We start from the raw sequence: 5105 nt of genomic DNA, 5'->3' as shown, positions 1-5105 counted from the left end.
CTGCTGGTCGGGCTTGCGGTTGCCGAGCTCGAGCGGGAGCAGGATGTTGTCCTTCGCGGTCAGCATCGGCAACAGGTTGAACGACTGGAACACGAAACCGATCCGGTCCCGGCGGATCTTGGTCAGCTCCGCGTCCGCCAGTTGGGTCAGCTCGGTCTCGCCGAGCAGCACCTGCCCGCTGGTCGGGGTGTCGAGCCCGGCCAGGCAGTGCATCAGGGTCGACTTGCCGGACCCGGACGGGCCCATGATTGCGGTGAACCGGCCGACCCCGAAGTCCACCGAGACCCCGTCGAGGGCCGCCACCGCGGTGTCGCCCTGCCCGTACACCTTGCGCAGCTCGTGGGCGCGGATCGCGGTGCGCGGCGTACCGTCCGGCGGCATCTGACCGACCGCGGGCTGCCCGGTCTGCAAGCTCATGTCACTCCTAGACTCAACTGAACGTTGGTGTAGAAGTTAGTGAGCGCGGCCGCCGATCTCGTCGGACCGCAGACTGGAGTGTGCGTACGACCTGGGTATTACTTGGTCGGTTTCACCAGGCCGGTCTCGTACCCCAGGACGACCAGCGCGACCCGGTCCCGGAGGCCGGTCTTGGCCAGGATCCGGCCGATGTGCGTCTTGACCGTTGCCTCGGACAACGTGAACAGCCTGGCGATCTCGGTGTTCGACAGGCCGCGGGCGACCTCGATCAGCACCTCGCGCTCGCGGGCCGTCAGGTCCTTGAGATCCGGCCGCTCGGTGTCCGCGTCGGGGAGCGCCCCGGCGAAGTGCTCCAGCAGGCGCTTAGTCGTACTCGGGGAGACGACGGCGTCCCCGGAGTACACCTGGCGGATCGCGCTCAGCAGGTCGGCGGGCGGGGTGTTCTTGAGCAGGAAACCGGCGGCGCCGGCCTTGATCGCGGCGAACGCGTACTCGTCCAGGTCGAAGGTGGTCAGCACGATGACCTTGGGTGCTTTGGGCAACGAGTTGAGCTGCCGGGTGGCCTCGACGCCGTCCAGGCGGGGCATCCGGACGTCCATCAGCACCACGTCGCAGGCGGTCACCTGGATCTTCTCCACCGCCTCGCCGCCGTCACCCGCCTGACCGACCACCCGCATGTCGGCCTGCGAGTCCACCAGCATCGTGAACCCGGCCCGGACCAGCTCCTGGTCGTCCACCAGGAAGACCCGGATCGCTTCGTCAGTCACTTACGCTCCGCTCGGCAGGTTGTACGGCAGCCTGGCGACCACCTCGTACCCGCCGCCTGCCTTCGGTCCGGCGCTCACCGTACCGCCCGAGACCGAGACGCGCTGCCGCATCCCGACCAGCCCGTGCCCCGGATCCGCGCTCGGCGCGACCCCGGCACCGCGGCCGTCGTCGGTGACCACCACGGTCAGCATCTCGCGCCCGAAGTCCAGCGCGACGGAGGTACGCGCTCCCGGCCCGGCGTGTTTCAGCGTGTTGGTCAGCCCCTCCTGCACGATCCGGTACGCCGTCAGCCCGAGCAGCGCGGGCAGCTCGCGGGGCTGACCGGTCACCGTGTACTCGACGGCCAGGCCCGCCTCGCGGACGTTCTCGATCAGCTCCGGGAGGCTGGAGACGCCCGGCTGCGGGCGTGCCTGGTGCGGTCCGAGCTCGGACTGGTCGTCCTGTTTCAGCAGGCCGAGCATCTTCCGCATCTCGGTCAGGCTGGCCCGGCCGGTGTCGCCGATCGTTGCCAGCGCCTTCTTCGCCGCCTCGGGGGACTGGTCCGCGGCGTACAGCCCGCCGTCGGCCTGCACGATCATGATCGACAGCCCGTGCGCGACCACGTCGTGGATCTCGCGAGCGATCCGGGTCCGTTCGTTGCTGACCGCGAGCTTCGCCTCCCGGTCCCGGTCCCGCTCGAGCTGGGCGGCCCGCTCCTCGAGCTGGGCGACGTACAGGCCGCGGGTCCGGCGGCGTTCGCCGAACGCCCAGACACCGAAGACGAGCGCGGCCAGGCCGCCCATCGTCGTGACCTGTTGCTTCCAGTCCGAGCTGGCCCAGTACCGCGACACCGCCATCAGTACGCCGAGTCCGCCGATGCCGAGGGCGATCCGGCTCAGCCGCACGTCGCCGTACACGGTGATCGCGTAGAGCGCGACGAGCAGACCGACGTTGCCCAGCTGCAGCTCGACGCCCGCCAGCCACTGCAGCGTCGCGACCGCGCAGACCGCGAAGAACACCAGCTCCGGGTACGTCCGCCGCCAGATCAGCGGCACCAGCATGCCGAACGCGAGCAGACCGCCGAAATGCGCCTGCGCCAGCGACAGGAACCCGAACACCATGCACAACCCACCGGCCAGGAACAGGTCGAATGCCTTGCTCCGGGCAGGCAGCGGCCGCGCGGTGAATATCCCCGTCATGCCCGCCAGATTACGGGCTGGCCGCCGCCCGGCGGGTCATGCCGCGGGCGGATGTCGGCGTACGACTCTTGGCTACTTGTGCGGGCGGGTGGACAGCGTCGGTTTCGCCTCGAGGCCGGACAGGCCGTTCCAGGCGAGGTTGACCAGGTGGGCGGCGACGTCCGGCTTCTTCGGCTTGCGGGCGTCCAGCCACCACTGGCCGGTCAGCGCGACCATCCCGACCAGCATCTGGGCGTACATCGGGGCGTTCTTCGGATCCAGGCCGCGGCGCTTGAACTCCTCGGCGAGGATGTGCTCGACCCGGGTCGCGACGTCGCTCAGGATCGAGATGAACGACCCTGTCGACGACCCGACCGGCGAGTCCCGGACCAGGATCCGGAAACCGTCCGCGTTGTTCTCGATGTAGTCCAGCAGCGCCAGCGCGGCCTGCTCGACCAGCTCGTGCGCGCGGCCCGCGGTCAGCGACTGCGTGACGCCGTCGAGCAACGCCCGTACCTCGCGGTCCACGACCACGGCGTACAGGCCTTCCTTGCCGCCGAAGTGTTCGTACACGACCGGCTTGGAGACCTCGGCGCGGGCCGCGATCTCCTCGACCGAGGTGCCCTCGTACCCCTTCTGCGCGAACAGGCCGCGGGCGATCGTGATGAGTTGCTCGCGACGCTCGGCACTGGTCATCCGGATCCGGCCGGATCGCCGCGGTTTGGGTTCCGTCACGTCGTGATCACGTCAGCATCATGCCGTACTTCCGGTGGTGCGGGTGGTGGTTTTCGGCTCTCAGGCGGCTTTCAGAGTACGCCCCGAGGCGTCCACCCGGCGGGCCTCCAGCCGTTCCTTGACCGGCCAGCGGACGTCCGACACCCAGCCGCGCTGCTCGAAGAACCAGATGCACCGGGCGGAGGTGTCCAGCTGCCCCTTGAGTACGCCGTGCCGCGCGCAGGTCGGGTCCGAGTGGTGCAGGTTGTGCCACGACTCGCCCTGGCTGAGGATCGCCAGCCACCACACGTTGCCGGACTTGTCCCGGCTCTTGAACGGCCGGTCGCCGATCGTGTGGCAGATCGAGTTGATCGACCAGGTGACGTGGTGCAGCAGCGCGATCCGGACCAGGCTCGCCCAGAAGAACGCGGTCAGCGCGCCGGTCCACGACCAGGACCAGAGGCCGCCGATGACGGCCGGCGCGAGCAGGCTCACGGCGACCAGCAGCGGGAACATCCGCGACACCTTGACGACGTCCTTGTCCTTCAGGAGGTCGGGCGCGTACTGCCGCTGCGGGGTCTGCTCGGTGTCGAACAGCCAGCCGACGTGCGCGTGGAAGAAGCCCTTGGTCAGTGCGCCCATCGTGTGGCCGTACTTCCACGGGCTGTGCGGGTCGCCGTCGCGGTCGGAGAACTTGTGGTGCTTGCGGTGGTCCGCCACCCAGCGGATCACCGGCCCCTCGATCGCCAGCGAACCGGCGATCGCGAGCGCGTACTTCAGCGGCCGGTTCGGCTTGAACGACTTGTGGGTGAACAACCGGTGGAACCCGATCGAGATCCCGTGGCCGGCGACCGTGTAGAACACCACCGCCAGTACGACGTCCCGCCACCCGAGGAACCCGCCCCAGGCGATCGGCACCGCCGCCAGCACCGCCAGGAACGGGATGCCGATGAACAACCCCAGCGCCACCTGCTCCCAGAGCTTCTTCTGCTCACCACCGAGTGTCCCGGTGTGCACGTCGTCGACGGTCGCGGTACGGGTGGGCGCGTCCGGCAGGGTCGCAGTGGGTGGAGTCATGATCTGTTCTTCCCTCGGCTCCAGGGGTCGTTACCTACGCCACCGTAACCTACGGACCCGTAGGTAAGGAACCCCTCAGCGTGTCATCCACCCCACTCATGGCAAACTGTCCCGGCAACCACGATCCCCCGTGGGGTAATCGGCAGCCCGCGAGACTTTGAATCTCGAAGACCAGGATCGAAACCTGGCGGGGGAGCTAGCACAAAACCCCGGCTCGGAGGTCTGTGAGCCGGGGTTTTGCTAACGCTTTTGCTAACAGGGTCCTACTCGGTCGCTCCACCATCACTCTCCGCAGCGTTGGCCTGGTCCTCCCCGTCGACAGCGGGGGCGAAGGTGTTAGCAGCCTCGTCCGCGTGCTGGCGGATGACGTGCGCGTACACCCGGAGGGTGATGGCAGGGTCGGCATGCCCGAGGCGTTCCGCGACGACGTTGACCGGCACGCCTGCGATGTCGGCCCGGTTTCGGCCGGCTGTTCGGAGTGGGGCCGGGAAGACGCAGGGCCTGAGTTATGACGTGGCTACGCCTTGGATCAACTGCCAGGCGAAGACCGCGAACTCAGATCGGCCGTCCTCAGTTGACACACCCGAAGGCTTGAGCGTCGAGATAGTGACCACGTCACCATCAACGGCCAGGATCTCGCAATCCAGCTCGACGGCCACGGGAAAGGGCGAGTCGCGGTTCAGCTCAGCCGAACTGCCAAAGATGGGCGGTTTGTCGAAGACGCTCCACAGGTGCCCGTCCGTATCGGTGAAGGTCACCTCAAGCCAACCGGGGATCGGATCATCGCTGACCCAGCGGACGGCCTCGCATCGCAGCATCGGGTGCACAGGCTGAGTATTGCAGCGCCGTCTTGCTAACGGATTTGCTAACAAACGGTGTGGATTGGACGGCCAGGCGTGAGGTGGGCTGGGTTCAGGCTCAGGCCGAGGTAGGCGCATGGCTCGGGTGGACGGTGGTGGACGGGGCGGCGGC

At 68.2% G+C, this 5105-nt stretch carries 7 protein-coding genes and 1 tRNA gene; 1 reads left to right on the top strand and 7 read right to left on the bottom strand.

Annotated features, from left to right (window positions below; all coding sequences use genetic code 11):
- The 5 genes from VFF46_RS08255 to VFF46_RS08235 all read right to left on the bottom strand — a co-directional run.
- On the bottom strand, positions 1-417 hold a 417-nt coding region (locus VFF46_RS08255), incomplete at its 3' end, for an ABC transporter ATP-binding protein (protein WP_325036434.1).
- Between the two features lie 98 nt (positions 418-515).
- Positions 516-1184, bottom strand: a complete 669-nt coding sequence (locus VFF46_RS08250) for a response regulator transcription factor (RefSeq protein ID WP_325036433.1) — start codon at positions 1182-1184, stop codon at positions 516-518.
- Entirely contained in the window at positions 1185-2363 is a 1179-nt protein-coding gene (locus tag VFF46_RS08245) for a sensor histidine kinase (protein WP_325036432.1), read from the bottom strand.
- Between the two features lie 72 nt (positions 2364-2435).
- A complete protein-coding gene (locus VFF46_RS08240; protein ID WP_325036431.1) occupies positions 2436-3077 on the bottom strand; it encodes a TetR/AcrR family transcriptional regulator in 642 nt (213 codons plus the stop codon).
- A 60-nt stretch (positions 3078-3137) separates the two neighbouring features.
- A complete protein-coding gene (locus VFF46_RS08235) occupies positions 3138-4133 on the bottom strand; it encodes an acyl-CoA desaturase (RefSeq protein WP_325036430.1) in 996 nt (331 codons plus the stop codon).
- 124 nt (positions 4134-4257) lie between these two features.
- Here VFF46_RS08235 and VFF46_RS08230 point away from each other — a divergent pair.
- Positions 4258-4329, top strand: a tRNA-Gln gene (locus VFF46_RS08230).
- Positions 4330-4396: 67 nt separating this feature from the next.
- On the opposite strand, the gene VFF46_RS08225 is transcribed toward VFF46_RS08230, so the two are convergent.
- Together VFF46_RS08225 and VFF46_RS08220 are read right to left on the bottom strand one after the other, a co-directional pair.
- Complete coding sequence (locus tag VFF46_RS08225) at positions 4397-4573, bottom strand: hypothetical protein (protein WP_325036429.1); 177 nt, start codon at positions 4571-4573, stop codon at positions 4397-4399.
- 66 nt (positions 4574-4639) lie between these two features.
- Positions 4640-4960 carry a hypothetical protein gene (locus tag VFF46_RS08220; protein ID WP_325036428.1) on the bottom strand — a complete coding sequence of 107 codons (321 nt, stop codon included), beginning with the start codon at positions 4958-4960 and terminating at the stop codon, positions 4640-4642.
- Between the last annotated feature and the right edge of the window lie 145 nt (positions 4961-5105).

This window comes from Kribbella sp., assembly GCF_035655035.1.
GTDB lineage: Bacteria > Actinomycetota > Actinomycetes > Propionibacteriales > Kribbellaceae > Kribbella.
This window is presented reverse-complemented; position numbering and strand designations above follow the sequence as displayed.